At 66.9% G+C, this 12970-nt stretch carries 13 protein-coding genes; all 13 read right to left on the reverse strand.

Annotated elements, in window-relative coordinates; all coding sequences use genetic code 11:
* Positions 1-2: 2 nt before the first annotated feature.
* The 13 genes from BMY68_RS15385 to BMY68_RS15445 are packed head-to-tail and all read right to left on the reverse strand — an operon-like array spanning position 3 to position 12617.
* A complete protein-coding gene (locus BMY68_RS15385) occupies positions 3-1145 on the reverse strand; it encodes an FAD-dependent monooxygenase (RefSeq protein ID WP_085532769.1) in 1143 nt (380 codons plus the stop codon).
* Between the two features lie 13 nt (positions 1146-1158).
* Positions 1159-2124 (reverse strand): VOC family protein, encoded by a 966-nt coding sequence (locus BMY68_RS15390; protein ID WP_085532771.1) that lies wholly within the window; start codon positions 2122-2124, stop codon positions 1159-1161.
* Entirely contained in the window at positions 2121-3617 is a 1497-nt protein-coding gene (locus tag BMY68_RS15395; RefSeq protein ID WP_085532773.1) for an aldehyde dehydrogenase, read from the reverse strand. Before BMY68_RS15395 ends, BMY68_RS15390 begins: the two co-directional genes overlap by 4 nt.
* A gap of 11 nt (positions 3618-3628) precedes the next feature.
* Positions 3629-4432, reverse strand: a complete 804-nt coding sequence (locus tag BMY68_RS15400; RefSeq protein WP_085532775.1) for an aspartate dehydrogenase — start codon at positions 4430-4432, stop codon at positions 3629-3631.
* Positions 4433-4442: 10 nt separating this feature from the next.
* On the reverse strand, positions 4443-6125 hold the full coding sequence (locus BMY68_RS15405) for a thiamine pyrophosphate-binding protein (protein ID WP_085533178.1): 1683 nt from the start codon (positions 6123-6125) through the stop codon (positions 4443-4445).
* Positions 6118-6915: an SDR family oxidoreductase gene (locus tag BMY68_RS15410; protein WP_085532777.1), complete on the reverse strand. Its 798-nt coding sequence runs from the start codon at positions 6913-6915 to the stop codon at positions 6118-6120. The genes BMY68_RS15405 and BMY68_RS15410 overlap by 8 nt, the downstream gene beginning before the upstream one ends.
* A gap of 1 nt (position 6916) precedes the next feature.
* Positions 6917-7750: an IclR family transcriptional regulator gene (locus BMY68_RS15415; RefSeq protein ID WP_085532779.1), complete on the reverse strand. Its 834-nt coding sequence runs from the start codon at positions 7748-7750 to the stop codon at positions 6917-6919.
* On the reverse strand, positions 7747-8625 hold the full coding sequence (locus tag BMY68_RS15420; protein WP_085532781.1) for an alpha/beta fold hydrolase: 879 nt from the start codon (positions 8623-8625) through the stop codon (positions 7747-7749). The genes BMY68_RS15415 and BMY68_RS15420 overlap by 4 nt, the downstream gene beginning before the upstream one ends.
* A 4-nt stretch (positions 8626-8629) precedes the next feature.
* Positions 8630-9169: a cupin domain-containing protein gene (locus tag BMY68_RS15425; RefSeq protein WP_085532783.1), complete on the reverse strand. Its 540-nt coding sequence runs from the start codon at positions 9167-9169 to the stop codon at positions 8630-8632.
* Between the two features lie 13 nt (positions 9170-9182).
* Positions 9183-9947 (reverse strand): SDR family oxidoreductase, encoded by a 765-nt coding sequence (locus BMY68_RS15430; RefSeq protein ID WP_085532785.1) that lies wholly within the window; start codon positions 9945-9947, stop codon positions 9183-9185.
* Positions 9947-10723: an ABC transporter permease gene (locus BMY68_RS15435; protein ID WP_007928506.1), complete on the reverse strand. Its 777-nt coding sequence runs from the start codon at positions 10721-10723 to the stop codon at positions 9947-9949. Before BMY68_RS15435 ends, BMY68_RS15430 begins: the two co-directional genes overlap by 1 nt.
* 28 nt (positions 10724-10751) lie before the next feature.
* Positions 10752-11741, reverse strand: a complete 990-nt coding sequence (locus BMY68_RS15440) for an ABC transporter substrate-binding protein (RefSeq protein WP_085532787.1) — start codon at positions 11739-11741, stop codon at positions 10752-10754.
* Between the two features lie 39 nt (positions 11742-11780).
* Complete coding sequence (locus BMY68_RS15445; RefSeq protein WP_239694102.1) at positions 11781-12617, reverse strand: ABC transporter ATP-binding protein; 837 nt, start codon at positions 12615-12617, stop codon at positions 11781-11783.
* Positions 12618-12970: the final 353 nt, after the last annotated feature.

Raw genomic sequence — 12970 nt, forward strand, 5'->3', positions numbered from 1 at the left:
GTTCAGGCCGCGCTGTCGGTGGGCACGGCCCAGGCGTCATAGCCGTAGACCCAGTCGGCGTTGCCGCCGTCCTTGAGCCACTGGTTGCCCCGCGAGCCGATCTGGATCTGGCTGGTGCGCGCCAGGCGCGCCTGCTGGTAGGCCTGCAAGGCCGCGGCGACCGACGCCGGGCTGTCGAGGTCGTGCAGGTAGCGGGCGAGCACCACCGCGTCCTCGATGGCCTGGCCGGCGCCCTGGGCCATGAACGGCATCATCGGGTGGCAGGCGTCGCCCAGCAGGGTGATCGCGCCCCTGGACCAGAACGGCAGCGGATCGCGCTCGTACAGCGCGGTCTTGAGCACATCGGTGCAGGCGTCGAGCAGGGCGCGTGCGTCCGGGTGGAACGCCCGGTAGTGGCTGCGCAGCTCCTCGGCGTCGCCGGCGCTGGTCCAGGACTCCTCGTGCCAGCTGTCCTGGGCGGTGGTGGCGAAGATGAAGATGTCCTTACCCTGGTTCAGCGGGAAGGTGACGATCTGGCTCTGCGGGTTGGGGCCCCACCATTTGGTGAAGGCCTGGATGTTCGGCACCTGGGCCACAAGCTCGGCCGGCACCACCGCGCGGTAGGCCACCACCCCGGTGAAGCGCGGATGTTCTTCGCCGAACAGCGCGTTGCGCACCACCGAGTGGATACCGTCGGCGCCGATCAGTACATCGCAGCGATGCTGGCTGCCGTCCCTGAAGTGCAGCGCGATGCCGTCGGCGTCTTGCTCAACCCGCTCGGCGCGCTTGGCGAATTGCACCTGCTCCGGCGGGAACACTTCGGCCAGGGCCGCCAGCAGGTCGGCGCGGTGGATGGTCAGTTGCGGCGCGCCGTATTTGCGCTCGGCGGCGTCGGCCATTTCCAGGCGCGAGGTTTCTTCGCCGCTGTCCCACATCCGGCTGATGCGATGGGTCGGCCGGGCGGCCGGCAGGCGCACCGCGGCGCCTATGCCCAGGCCATCCAGCGCGCGCACCGCATTGGGCGTGAGGTTGATGTCGGCGCCGACCCGCAGGAAGGCTTTCGACTGTTCGAACACGGTGACCCGGTGGCCGGCGCGGTGCAGGGCGATGGCGGCAGTCAGGCCGCCGATACCGGCGCCGGCGATGGCAATGTTCAGGGAAGACATGGACGACTCCTGCTCAGGGTTTCGGTTTGTCGGTGAGGAATTTGCCTTGCGGCGCCTCGACGTTCTGCTGGCGCCGGGTGTGGCCGTCGATGCCGCCGGCGATGGCCCATTCGGCGAACACCGTGGGCCCCGGTTCGAAGGTGCGTGGCTGCCATTCACCGGTCAGCTGGTCTTCGTCGGCGTAGTACTCCACCAGCGCCCCGGCGGGGTTCTTGAAGTACCAGAAGAACGCCGAAGACACCGGGTGCCGCCCCGGGCCGATCTCGGTGGTCCAGCCGCTGCGGGAGATGTGCATGCCGCCGCCGAACACTTCGTGCACGTCGCGCACGGTGAACGCCACATGGTTGAGCCCGGCCCGCGGCGCCGGCAGTTGCAGCATGAACAGGTCGTGGTGGCCGCCTTCCTCGGCGGTGCGCAAGAACGCCCCGCGGTCCGGGTAACGGTCCGAGGCCTGGAAGCCGAAACGCTCGTGGTAGAAGGCTTCGCAGGCGTTCACGTCCTTGACGAAAAACACCACGTGGCCGACTTCGATCGGCGTCGCGCGTTCATAGACCGGCGCCGCCTTGTTGATCCGGCCCTTGGTCTGCCAGGTGTTGTGGCCGCTGCACTCGATGTCGATCTCGCGCTTGCGGGTCACTTGCAGGCGGATCGCCAGGCCGTTGGGATCGGTGCAACCGATGCGCCCGTCGGCCTCGACGAACCCCGGGTCATGGGCGATGCGCTGGCGGTACAGCGCCAGGTCCGCCGTACTGGCCACGCCCCAGACCACTTCGCGCACGGTGGAGCCGGCCTCGATGGCGGGCGACAGGCCCGGCTTGTTCAGGTCGGCGAGTACCACGCGGCAGCCGTTGAGGGTTTCGAAGATCACCTCATCGGGCTGCGCGCTGACTTGCTTGAGGCCCCAGTCGCTGAAAAACCGCACGCAGGTGTCCAGATCCTCGACGCCATAGGTGACTTCATCGATGCCTAACACGCTCATAGCGCTACCTCTCGTGGCACACCGGCCCAGGCCAGTGGCTGTTCGTTCATGCCCCAATAGAGGCTCTTCTGTTCCATGTACTGCAGGATGCCCAGGCGGCCTTTTTCGCGGCCCAGGCCGCTGTCGCGCCAGCCGCCGAAGGGCGTGGAGATCGAGAACTGCTTGTAGGTGTTGATCCACACCGTGCCGGCCTGCAGGCGCCGGCCCAGGGCCCAGGCGCGCTTGTAGTCGCGGCTCCAGATCCCGGCCGCGAGGGCGTACAGGCTGTCGTTGGCCTGCTCTAGCAGTTGCGCTTCGTCATCGAAGGGCATGGCCACCAGCACCGGGCCGAAGATTTCTTCCTGGCACACCTGCTGGCCGTTGTGCAGGCCTTCGAGGATGGTCGGCGGGTAGTAGTAACCCTGGTCGTAGAGCGCACCGCTCGGCCGTTGCCCGCCGAGGCGCAGGCGCCCGCCCTCGGCCAGCCCGAGGGCCACGTAGCGCTCCACCGATTCGCGATGGCTGGCGCTGATCAGCGGGCCCATCTGGCTGCTTTCGTCCGCCGGGTCGCCGACCCGCAGGTTGGCCGCGGCCGCCACCAGGCGCTGCATGAACGTCTCGTACAAGGCGCGGGCGACGAACAGCCGGGAGCCGGCGATGCAGGCTTCGCCCGAGGAGCTGAAGATGCCGTACAGCACCCCGGCCACGGCGTGGTCGAGGTCGGCGTCGTCGAGGACGATGGTCGGCGACTTGCCGCCCAGTTCCAGGGACACCGGCATCATCTTGTCGGCGGCGATATGGGCGATGTGCTTGCCGGTGCGGGTGCCACCGGTGAACGACACGCGCTTGACCAGCGGGTGGCGGGTCAGGGCGTCGCCGAGCAGCGAACCCTTGCCGGGCAGCACGCTGACCAGGCCCTTGGGCAGGCCGGCTTCTTCGCACAGGCGCGCCAGGCGCAGGGCCAGCAGCGGGGTGATTTCCGCTGGCTTGATCACCACCGCGTTGCCCGCCGCCAGGGCCGGCGCGACCTTCTGCGCCTCGCTGGCGATCGGCGAGTTCCACGGAGTGATCGCAGCGACCACGCCCATCGGCTCATACACGCTCATGCTGACGAAATCGCCGCGCGACGGGGTGATGGTTTCTTCCAGGGTTTCGCAGGCCGCGGCGAAGAACTGGAAGGTGCCGGCGGCGCTGGCCACCAGGGCGCGGGTCTCGTTGATCGGCTTGCCGTTGTCCTGGCGCTGCAATTGCGCAAGCTCTTCGCCGTGCTCACGGATCAGTTCGGCGATGCGGTACAGCACGCCGGCCCGCTCGTGGGGTTTGCGCTGGGCCCAGCCGCTGTGCAGGAACGCCTGGTGCGCGCCCTGGATGGCGTCTTCGACATCCTGCAAATCGGCGGCGTTGAGCCAGGCCACGGCTTCGCCGGTGGCCGGGTAGCGGCTGGCGTAACGCTCGCCGCGGCCCAGGCGCCACTCGCCGGCGATGCAGATCGGTAAAGTCTGTTCGAGGGTCATCGACCGGCTCCTTAAATGGATATCGCGTGGGCGTGGTTGCCCAGGGCACGGACCACGCTGTACACGGTCAGCGCCGAGGTCTTGGGGTTGGCCAGCAGCGGCTTGCCGCGCAGGCTCAACTCGAAACCGCCGAAGGCGCCACGGGCTTCGAAGTGGTGGACGTTCTCGTCGCTGTGGGGGTCGGCGATCAGCGTCACCTGGGTGCGATCCAGGCCGATGCCGGCCAGCGACAGGGTGGCGGCGACATTGGCGTTCTTCGGGTACAGCCGCGCCGCTTCGCGGGCGCTGCCCTGGAAGATCACCGTGGCCTCGCTGATGCTGTCGAGGTCGCAGGCCTGCTCGCCGGGGGTGTTCTTCCAGGCACGGGCCGGCTTGCGCCCGGTGTAATTGACCGAGTCCAGCCCGCCGACCTTGGCCGCCGACAGCGCATCGATGCCGCCGATGGCGCCGGGCAGCAGTTCGATGCGGGTCTGGCCGCGTTCGGCGGCGGCTTCCAGGCGCTCCACCAGGCCGACTTCGGACAGTGCGCCGACCGAGACGATCAGGCAGGCGATGCCGCGCTCCAGGGCCGGCAGCACGTGTTCTTCAATGGCGCGGTGGCCGGCGCATTCCACCAGCAGGTCCGGACGGGCGTCGGCCGGCAGCGCGGTGAGTACCTGCGGCGGCTGCTTGAAACTGGCCAGGCGCTGGCGCACCAGGGCTTCGGAACCCTGGGAGGCGATAACGTAGTCCACGCACAACTGCGGGTCCTGCTCCAGCAGTTCGAGCACGCCGACGCCAATGGCGCCGCAGCCGATCATGGTGATATGCAACATGGCGCGATCCTCAGGCGGTGGCCTTCTGGGCTTTGGTTTCGCTGTTGGGCGGGCCGGCGAACTGGGTGGCGAAGTTGCCGACGCTGAGCATGTCGACTTCCAGCAGGAACGGGCCGGGCTGGCTCAGGGCGCTGTCCACCACCTTGCCGAAGTCCTTGAGGTCGGTGACCAGGCCGTGGCGCAGCCCCAGGGACTCGGCGAGCTTGGTGTAGTCCGGGGTGTGCAGGTCGACGTAGCAATGGCGGCTGCCGTAGACCGCGTCCTGGATATTGCGGATCACCCCGTAGCGCTGGTCGTTCATCAGCAGGATCACCAGGTTGGCGCGCTCCTGGACCAGGGTCGCCAGCTCACCGAGGTTGAGGATGAAACCGCCGTCGCCGGCCAGGGCGAAGACCTTGCGCTCGGGCGCGGTTTCGGCGGCGGCCACGGCCGCGCCGATGCCCATCGCCAGGCCCTGGCCGATGCCGCCACCGAGGGCGTGGACCCCGGCGCGCGGATGGTAGAGGGTCAGCAGGCGGTTGCCCCAGATGCTGTTGGACAGGGTCACGTCGCGCACCCAGGAGAAGTTGCGGCCGGTGCTGGCCTGCAGCTGTTCGACCATCGCCGAGTACGGCCCCAGGTCGGCCACCAGCTGGCTGCGCGATTGCTCGCGGACCGCCTTGAGTTCGACGAGGAAATTCGGGTCGGTCTGCAAGCGGCCCTCGAGGCGGTCGGCCAGGCCTTCCAGGGCTAGCGCGGCGTCGCCGCAGATAAACAGTTCGCTGGCGTAGCTGCGGCCTTCGATGGCCGGGTTGGCGTCGATGCGCAGGGTGTTCTGCGGCAGCTTCAGGGCGTACTTGAAGGTCTCGTTGCTGCGCAGCCGCGAGCCGGCGATCAGCAGCGCGTCGCAGGTTTGCAGGAACTGCTCGACCCGCTTGTTCTGCGAGAAGGCCCCGAGGCAACGCTCGTCGTCTTCGTTGACCACGCCGCGGCCCTGGGTCGAGGTGATGACGCCCACGCCCATGGCCAGCAGGCGCTTGACCTGCGCCCCGGCATGCCGGGCGCCACCGCCGAGCCAGAGCAGCGGACGCTTGGCCCCGGCCAGGCGTTCGGCGACCAGGTCGAGGGCTTCCGGCGCCGGCACCGCGACCGGGATCGGCAACGGCGACAGGTCGGTGGGCATCGGGATAAAGGTCGACTGGATGTCGATCGGGATTTCCACGCTCACCGGGCCGGTCGGCGCGGTCAGGGCGGTCTGCACCGCCAGCTTCAGGGTGCTGATGGCGGTCTCGACGCTGCGCACGCGGAACGCCGCCTTGGACACCGCCTTGAGCATGTTCAGCTGGTCGCGGGCTTCGTGGATGTAGGCCAGTTCCTGGTCCAGGTACGGCGTTTCGATCTGCCCGGTGATGTGCAGCAGCGGCGTGCCGGCGGTCTGTGCTTCGACCATGGCGCCGGCGGCGTTGCCGGCCGCGGTGCCGGTGGAGGTCAGGCACACGCCGAGGCCGCCGGTGGTGCGGGCATAGGCGTCGGCCATGTTGGCGGCGCCGGCTTCGCCGCGGGCCATGACGAAGCGGATATTGCCGCGCACGGCGAAGGCATCGAGGATCGGCATGTTGTGGATCGAGATCACGCCGAACGCGGCCTTGACCTCGCATTGTTCGAGAAAGGCGGTGATGGCAGCGCCCACGGTGACAGTGTTTTCGTTACGCATGGCGGGACAGGCCTCCGGATACATCGATATGGCTGCCTGTGGTGTAAGCCGACAGAGGCGAGGCCAGGAACAGGATCGCGCGGGCCGCTTCCAGCGGCAGGCCCAGGCGCCCCAAGGGAATGTGTTTTTGTTGGGCCAGGCGGGCGGTCCATTGCGCCCAGTCGAGGTCGCGTTCTTCGCGGGCCTCGAAGCGCCGGCGCCATTGCCCGGACTCCACCAGGCCAATGAGGATGCCGTTGACCCGGATGCCCTGCGGGGCGAATTCGGTGGCCATTGAGCGCACCAGGTTCATCACCCCGGCGCGGGCGGCCGAGGTGGCGACCATGTGCGGTTCCGGCTGGCAGGCCAGCAGCGAGTTGACGCAGACGATGGCGGCCTCGCGCTGGCTTTCCAGCTGGGCCTTGAAGGCACGGACCGGGTGGATCACCGAGAAGAATTTCAGGTTCAGCTCTTCGCTCCAGGCGGCGTCGCTGGTGTCGGCGAAGGTCGAGACCCGGCCTTGCCCGGCGTTGTTGATCAGCACGCTGGCCTCGCCGAGCGCGGCCTGGCTGGCATGGGCGAAGGCGCTGACCGATTCGGCGTCGAGCACGTTGCACACCTGGGCCAGCATCCGGGCCTGGGGGAAGCGCTGGCGCAGGCCGGCTTCGGCGCTGCGCAGGCGCTCGCCGTCGCGTCCGCAGAAGGCCACGGCGGCGCCGGCTTCCAGCAGCAGTTCGACGCAGGCCAGGCCGATGCCCGAGGAGCCGCCGGTGACGATCGCGGTGCGACCTTGCAGTTGATAAAGGCTCATCTCAATCCCTCATCAAGGCGGTCACGCGCTGTTGCCCGTCGTGGGCCACGCCGTTGTAGTTGAGCAGGCGCGACAGCTCGTCGGCGCTGCGGCGTACCTGCGACAGCAGTTCCTCGAAATTGACGTGGCCGATCTGCGTGGTGGGGATGGTCACGCCCAGGGCCGCGGCGATGCGCCCGCTCTGGTCGCGCACTGGCGCGGCCACCGTGGAGATCGCCGATTCGAAGAAACCTTCGCCGCTGATAAAGCCGCGCTGACGGTCGGCCTGGACCATGTCGAACAGCTCCAGCACGGTTTTCGGCGTGCTGTGGGAGTACTGCTCCAGATGCTCTTCGGGGTACAGCTCGCGCAGTTCGGCCAGGGACAGGTCTTCCAGGAGGATGCGCCCCAGCACCGTGGCGTGGGCCGGCAGGCGGGTGCCGACGTTGACCGCGTTGGAGAACACCGAGGGCGGCGAGACCTTGGCCACGTAGACGATCGAGCGGCCGTCGCGCACCACCAGGTTGCTCGGGTAGTTGAGGCGGTCGCACAGGTGCGCCAGCAGCGGCTGGCCGAGCTCGGTCAGCTCCAGCGACGCCAGGTATTCGAAGCCCAGGCGCAGCACCGACATGCCGAGGCGGTATTCGTTGCCGCTGCGGGTGACGAAACCCATGGTTTCCAGGGTGGTGAGCAGGCGGAAGATGGTCGAGCGCGGCAGGGCCAGGCGGCGGGCCAGTTCCGGCGCGGTCAGGGTGCGGTTGCGCCGGCTGAACTCGCAGAGCAGCAACAGGCCACGCTCCAGGCCCGGCACTATGTATTTGTCCTGAGCGTCCTTCAGCGGATCGGAGTCGTTCATAGGGTTCTACCTGTCAGGGATTCTTTGATGGCAAAGGCCAGGCGGCCCGCGACCACCAGCGGTTGTTCGATGGGGCTGGCATGGCCCGCGTCGGCGATCAGGTTGAAGCTGGCGCCCAGCGCCTTGGCCAGGGTCAGGCAGGTCTCGGCCGGGGTGATGCGGTCGGCCTCGCCGCAATGCACTTCGCAGGGCATGCCGGGCTGGCCGTGGCGCAGCAGGTCGTCGCCGCACAGCAGCTCGATGGCCTGGCGATAACCCGCGGAGTTGAGCCGCGCCATGTTCCAGCGCACCCAGGCCAGGGCCTGTGGCGCGGCGTTGGGCGAGAGCATGTGGGCGCTGCGTTGCTCGGCCAGGCCGGCGATCCCCAGATGCTCCAGGTTCTCCAGGCGCTGGCGGCGCACCTGCTGGCGCTGCTCGCCGCGTTCCGGCGCGCCATAACCCCGGGCCGGGCTGATCAGTACCAGGCGACTCACCCGGCTCGCCTGTGAACTGCGAGCGAAGGCCAGGGCCGGCAGCGCGCCGAGGGAATGCCCCACCAGCACGCATTCCTCGACGTCCAGGGCATCGAGCATCTGCACCAGGCGGGCGGCGTAGTGCTCGGCCTTGGGCGCGGGGGATTCCAGGGGGCTGGAATCGCCGTAGCCGGGCGCGTCCCAGGCGATGACCCGGGCCTGGGGCGCCAGCTGTCGGGCCACCTCTAGCCAGGACGCCGCCCCGGAACCGATGCCGTGCAGCAGCACGATCGCCGGGCCCGCGCCGCACTCGCGCAGGGCCTGCCGGCCGCCGGCCACGGTCACCTGGCGCTGGGCAAAGTCCCGGGTCAGTCGGGCCTGGAGGTCCGCCGTCGATACGGGTTGAGAGAGGCCTGGCAACATGGACTTATCCGCGCTTGATCGAGGCCAGAGGGTGCTCTGGCGGATAGGTCGGGGTGATCGGTTTTTTCGCGCCGAGCATCACGCACATCAGCGCGTCTTCGTCGCCGATATTGATTTCTTCGCGGTACACGCCCGGCGGCACGGAAATCACGTCGCGGTCGGTGAGGATGGTCTCGAAGCGCTCGCCGTCCTTTTCCAGCACCACCTTGAGCTTGCCGCGCAGGACGAAGAACACTTCCTCGACGTCGATGTGCAGGTGCGGCGGGCCTTCGTGGCCGGCCGGGATGACCATGGTGGAGAACGTGAAGTGCTCCGACGGAATGGTGTTCATGTCACTGCTGACGCCGGTGCCGCCGGTGCCGATGTAGCGCATTTGCGCGCGGCGGAATTTCGGGTCGTAGTCGGCCTGGAACTTCAGCGCGTCCCAGTCGTACTTGCGTGTCTGGTAGCGGGCGATCCGCGTGTTCATCCAGCTTTCCAGGCTGGCGCCGGCAGGGCGGTCCCAGCTTTTCGGGGTGGCGTTTTGGGCAGATAGATCGGTCATGACGGTCTCCAGATCAAGGCATGACGAACCCGCCGTTGACCGGCAGGGTTTGTCCAGTGATGAAGCGGGCAAGGTCGGACAGCGCGAACAGCACGGCGCCGCTGACGTCTTCGGGCAGTTGCGGGCGCTGGATGGCCCGCTGGTCGTTGTACAAACGGTGGCGTGCCTCGGGCACGTAGGCGGTGGCCTCCACCAGCACCAGGCCGGGGGCGATGGCGTTGACCGTGATGTTGTCGGCGCCTAGCTCGCGGGCCAGGCTGCGGGTCATGGCAATGATCGCGCCCTTACTGGCGACGTAGGCCAGCAGGTTCGGCGCGCCCCACAGCGGAGTGTCGGAGGCCAGGTTGACGATGGCGCCGTGGCCGCTGGCGCGCAGGGCCGGCAGGCAGGCGGTGGTCATCAGCCAGGTGCCGCGCACATTGACTTGCATCACCTGGTCCCAGGTGTCGATGCTCAGCTCTTCGCAGCCTTTGCCGCCGGAGTTGGTGATCGAGGCATTGTTCACCAGGCCGTCGAGGCCGCCGAGCAGGTCCAGGGTGGCGGCGATGCAGGCGTCGATGGAGGCCGGCTGGGCCAGGTCGAGGGTCACGGCCTGGACGTCCAGGCCCTGGGCCCGCAGTTCGCTGGCGGTTTGCTGCACGCGCTCTTGCAGCACGTCGGCGATCACCACCCGGGCACCGGCCCGGCCGATGGCCTGGGCGAAGGCGTAGCCCAGGCCACGGGCGCCGCCGGTGACCAGCACCCGGCGCCCTTCAAGCAGAAGATTCTGACTGTTCATTATTGGGTGCTCAGCATGGCTTTGGGCATGTAGTGCAGGACGCGTTTTTCCGCCCAGACCACGGCGCCGTAGGCGATCACCCCGATCAGGGTGAGCATGACGATGGCGACGAACACCCCGGCGGTGTTGCCCTGGCCCTCGGCATCCACCAGCAGGAAGCCCAGGCCCTGGTTGCCGCCGACCAGCTCGCCGACGGTGACGCCGATCACCGCCAGGGTCGAGGCGATGCGCAGGCCGGAGAACAGCGCGGCCATGGCCGAGGGGAACTCCACCAGGCGGAAGATCTGCCAGCGGCTGGCGTTCATGGTGCGCACCAGGTTGATCATGTCCGGATCGACGGTGCGGATCGCCGAGAGCACGTTGATCATTACCGGGAAGAACACGATCAGGATGGCGATCAGGATCTTCGGGTAGATGGTGTAGCCCAGCCACATCACAAACAGCGGCGCGAAGGCCACTTTCGGGGCGATCTGCAGGGCCAGGATGTAGGGCGACAACATGGCTTCGGCGGCGGGCGACAGGCCCAGGGACACGCCGATCACCACCCCCAGCAGGGCGCCGAGGCCGAAGCCGACGATGATCTCCAGCGCGGTGATCAGGGTGTGTTGCAACAGGCCGCCGCTGTGCCACATCACCAGGCTTTCCTGGGCCACGCGGCTCAGTTGCGGCATGACGAATTCGGGCATGCCGAGCAGGCCCGGGCCCCATTGCCAGAGCACCAGGAACAGGACCAGCAGCGCGGCGCTGCCGAGCATGGAGTTATTCAGGCTTTTCATCGTGTGCGTACCTTGTTGGCCCGGTGGCTCATTGCGCGGCGACCGGGCTGTCGACGAATTGGTTGGTGAACAGGTCCTCGAGCTTGGGCTCCTGGCTGACGATGCCTTCGCTGACGTAGAACTGGCGGACCTTGTCCAGGCGCTGCGGATCGATGTGCCCGAGCACGCGCTGGTTGGCGTAGACATGCTCGACGTAGAGCTTGAAGACCTTCTCCAGCGAGTCTTCCTTGCTGGCGTAGGCCGGCACGGCCTTGGCGAAGGTCACGGCGGCGGCGCGCGGGTCCTGGATGATGTCGCGCATGCCCTGCAGGGTGGCCTGGACCACGCCGCGCACGACCTTGGGCTGGTTCTTGATGGCGTCGTCGGAGGCGAGGATCGCCTGGGCCATGCTTTCGAAAATCTGCGCCTGGGGAATCAGCTTGATCCGCACCCCGGCCTCTTCGGCGTTGACCACCCAGTCCGGCACCCCGGCCATGGCCTGGGCCTTGTCGGCCGAGAACAGCTGCCAGACCCCGGCCGGCCCGGCGGCCTGGATATTCACGTCGGTCTTGCTCAGGCCGGCTTTGCGCAGCGAGGCGAGCAGGGCGTAGTAAGTGGTGTCGGAATAGGACATCACCGTCATGGTCTTGCCCTTGAGGTCGGTGATGGAGTCGATGTTTTCCTTGGCGTTGGTGGCGATCATGGTCACCCCGCCGGAGCCCAGCACCGCCACGGCGCGCACCGGAATACCATTGGCCCGGACCACGATCGGCGTGTCGCCGATGGCGCCGCCGAGCAAGGCGTTACCGGCACCGATCTGCTTGGCCACGTCGACCCCGCCCTTGGCGGCGATAAAGGTCAGGTTGAGGTCCTGGGCGGCGTAGTAACCCTTCTCCTTGGCGATGATCCAGGGCGCGAACGCCGGTGAGTTGGGCGGTGCCGGCAGCAGGTAGGTGACGTCGGTCCGGGCCTGGGCCGTGCAGGCCAGGCCGAGGCCCAGGCTGAATGCGCAAAGACGTTGAAACAGAGACTTGAGCATGGGGACTCCTGAATCGGTTGGGGGCCGCGAGGGCGGTGATCAATGCAGTTCGGTGTCCGCGCCGACTTGCAGCAACTCCATCAGGCGGCCCACCAGCGGGCCGATTTCCGGCAGCTTGCGGCGCTCCAGCGGGTTGTCGCGAAACGGCAGGTCGATGCTGATTTCTTCGATGATGGTGCCGGGGCGGGCGCTCATGACCAGCAACCGGTCGGACATGGCGATGCCTTCGATCAGGTCGTGGGTGATGAACAGGGCGGTCTTCTTTTCGTCGTAGAGCATCCGCGCCATGTCCTGTTGCAGGATCATCTTGGTCTGGGCATCGAGGGCGGAAAACGGCTCGTCGAGGAATAGCACCTGCGGGTCGATGGCCAGGGTCCGGGCCAGGGCCGCGCGCTGGCGCATGCCGCCGGACAGCTGGAACGGGTAGTGATCGGCGAAGCCCTTGAGGTGGCAGCGTTCGAGCAGGTCGTTGGCCACGGTCTGCCGGGTCGCGGCGGGCACGCCCTGGATCTCCAGCCCCAGCTCGACGTTGCGGCGGATGCTGCGCCAGGGCATCAGCAGGTCTTTCTGCAACATGAAGGCGACCTGGCGTACCGGGCCGGTCACCGGCTCGCCGCTGACGAACACTTCGCCTTCGCTGGGGCGATACAGGCCGGAACCCATATTGAGGATGGTGCTCTTGCCACAACCGGAAGGGCCGATGATCGATACCACTTCACCCCGGCGAATCTTGAAGTTCACCTCGCGAATAGCGAATGGCGCTACGGATTGGCCCTTGGCCGGGAAACATTTGCCGACATTGCGAAATTCAATTTCAGTCGGCTCCAGATCTTCCTTGGGAGCGGGCTTATTCCATTGAGGGGCGACGGCGTACATCTCTTTTACAGCCATTGGGAAGGTACTCTGGTCTGTTTTATAGGTGATACGCCGTTTAGTGCATGAACAATGCCAGTGCTTTATAACGCGGTGTTTTAGTTTAAAAGTCCTTGTTTATTAATGAGTTGTAGTTAATTAGTTGCAAATGAAACGTTCCATATATGAAACATGGTTTCTTATTTGGCACGAAATTGCACACTGCCCGGGCAAAGCCTGGGAAGTTGCAAGAAGTCGGTGCTTGTTCAGGTAACGCAAAAAGCGCAATAAATCGCTTATTTGTTTTGTATATGAAACAGAGCCAATAAGCGGTATTGGTTTATCAGGGAAGAAAGAGACCTTGAGGACATTGGTAG

This window comes from Pseudomonas sp. NFACC41-3 (genome assembly GCF_900109505.1).
Taxonomy (GTDB): Bacteria; Pseudomonadota; Gammaproteobacteria; order Pseudomonadales; family Pseudomonadaceae; genus Aquipseudomonas; species Aquipseudomonas chlororaphis.

Bases quoted from the DNA above. Each gene is read 5' to 3' on its own strand.
- BMY68_RS15385 (WP_085532769.1), bottom strand. From the start codon at position 1,145: ATGTCTTCCCTGAACATTGCCATCGCCGGCGCCGGTATCGGCGGCCTG.
- BMY68_RS15390 (WP_085532771.1), bottom strand. From the start codon at position 2,124: ATGAGCGTGTTAGGCATCGATGAAGTCACCTATGGCGTCGAGGATCTG.
- BMY68_RS15395 (WP_085532773.1), bottom strand. From the start codon at position 3,617: ATGACCCTCGAACAGACTTTACCGATCTGCATCGCCGGCGAGTGGCGC.
- BMY68_RS15400 (WP_085532775.1), bottom strand. From the start codon at position 4,432: ATGTTGCATATCACCATGATCGGCTGCGGCGCCATTGGCGTCGGCGTG.
- BMY68_RS15405 (WP_085533178.1), bottom strand. From the start codon at position 6,125: ATGCGTAACGAAAACACTGTCACCGTGGGCGCTGCCATCACCGCCTTT.
- BMY68_RS15410 (WP_085532777.1), bottom strand. From the start codon at position 6,915: ATGAGCCTTTATCAACTGCAAGGTCGCACCGCGATCGTCACCGGCGGC.
- BMY68_RS15415 (WP_085532779.1), bottom strand. From the start codon at position 7,750: ATGAACGACTCCGATCCGCTGAAGGACGCTCAGGACAAATACATAGTG.
- BMY68_RS15420 (WP_085532781.1), bottom strand. From the start codon at position 8,625: ATGTTGCCAGGCCTCTCTCAACCCGTATCGACGGCGGACCTCCAGGCC.
- BMY68_RS15425 (WP_085532783.1), bottom strand. From the start codon at position 9,169: ATGACCGATCTATCTGCCCAAAACGCCACCCCGAAAAGCTGGGACCGC.
- BMY68_RS15430 (WP_085532785.1), bottom strand. From the start codon at position 9,947: ATGAACAGTCAGAATCTTCTGCTTGAAGGGCGCCGGGTGCTGGTCACC.
- BMY68_RS15435 (WP_007928506.1), bottom strand. From the start codon at position 10,723: ATGAAAAGCCTGAATAACTCCATGCTCGGCAGCGCCGCGCTGCTGGTC.
- BMY68_RS15440 (WP_085532787.1), bottom strand. From the start codon at position 11,741: ATGCTCAAGTCTCTGTTTCAACGTCTTTGCGCATTCAGCCTGGGCCTC.
- BMY68_RS15445 (WP_239694102.1), bottom strand. From the start codon at position 12,617: ATGTACGCCGTCGCCCCTCAATGGAATAAGCCCGCTCCCAAGGAAGAT.